Source organism: Paenibacillus sp. y28, assembly GCF_037137075.1.
GTDB lineage: Bacteria > Bacillota > Bacilli > Paenibacillales > NBRC-103111 > JBBBNV01.
The window spans coordinates 1-1,553 of record NZ_JBBBNV010000089.1 but is presented as its reverse complement, the minus strand read 5'-3'; the positions used below and the strand labels follow the sequence as shown (position 1 = coordinate 1,553).

Annotated in this window: 1 protein-coding gene; it reads right to left on the bottom strand. The window is 51.1% G+C overall.

What is annotated here, in order from left to right; all coding sequences use genetic code 11:
- Nucleotides 1-162: 162 nt before the first annotated feature.
- The coding region (locus WBG83_RS22350) for an IS1634 family transposase (protein WP_336747596.1) at nucleotides 163-1,553 on the bottom strand (1,391 nt) is incomplete at its 5' end.

Sequence of the window (1,553 nt, the reverse complement as noted above, 5' to 3'; positions counted from 1 at the left end):
CTGACGTTTCGCACCCTAGAGATACCAAATGGAAAACATTTCATCATTTTTTTTGAATGGGGATGAGCGGGCAACTCAAACCAATCGGCCTGAATGTATCAGTTATGTCAGCCGGATCGTTTCATTGGATAGAGCGTATCCATCGCGTGCTCCAAAACACCTTCAAATATAAATGGACTCATCATAGCCAAACAAAGATAACAATCGCCGTTCCTCTGGCTCCAGTTTTCGCCCCAATTGGCGATAACGGCTACCGTCAGGCATCAAAAAGACAACGACCTGTACGTATTGAAGCAACCGAAAGATCTCCCGTGTCGTTGGCTGAGCCAGTTTCCGTTTGGTAGTAGCAATCAGTGGATGGCGCTCACTCGTTTGGCTGCGAACCTTGCCCTGTATCGTGTGGTATACCAAGAGCGCGATCAGAAACAAGTAACCCAAAACTTCCACACGATGTGGCTTTTTTAAGTAGATCTCATCGACAAAATAGGGATCCTTCAATATCGAAAAATTGCATTCGACTCGAATTTGTCCCTTGTACGTTTGCAAGAGCGCAGCGCTGTCCATCGATTTACCTTGGAATTCGTTGGGCACCGTGGACACCAATACAAACCGCGAAGCCTTGCGGCGAGCCATGCCAATGGCGTCTTCATCTCGCACAATCAGATGGAATGCCAATCTGTACCTGGTGACGATTTCCGGCACCGCCTCTTTCTTCGGTCGACCTCGCGGACGCAAGATTTCTTCATAAGCTTCTGTTCGTATGTCCAGTTGGTGAAAGTGCAGGGGATGATCAGCCCGCCATTGCCCCAGCGCCGTTTGAGCGTCATGTTCACAGTGGAATACGATCTTCCCCAGGGCTTTCATCGCTTCCGTGATCCGTTCGTGCTCCTGACTTACACGCTTCTCCAGCGTATGAGCCTTCTTCTTATCAAGTGCACTGGATTCGACTACGACCAGCCGAACGGCATGCCCTTCATAGTCCGCTGCAAATTCCTGCAGACGGTACTGCGCGCTGGTGTTGGAAGAGGCGAACGCCTGAGGGCTCGACCAGCGCTCTTCCTGCTGATCGGCTTGCTCCAGTGCCCACTTCACCATCTTCAGGTTGTTGCCGCCGCGTGTAATCAGGTATGCTTTCGCCTGCTTGGCTTGTTCCAATGTTTCGCGCGTCATCGCGGCCGAATCTGCGACGTAGATAAAGCCTTGCAGATTGATCTTTTTCAATTGCGTGTCCAAGGCCTTTAGCACCTCGGGGTTCCAGCTTTTATCGTTTTGGTTGCCATCGTGGACATCGCCATAGACCGGGCGCCCTTGTCCGTCTACGATTAATCCATATTGAAACTGTTTGTCTCCTTGACGGTCACGGCTATAGCCTTCCGTGATCAGCAAGTCTCCCTCTTTGGGGTCCGGATACGCACCATACACCGATTTGCTGGTCGTATCGCTATGAAAAGCGAGTACCGTTTCTGGATTGTACTTCCAGGCCTGCAGCGCCAACGTCGAATACAACGCGTGGACATCCGCATCACTGATTCGGTCCAAATGCCGCGCAATCG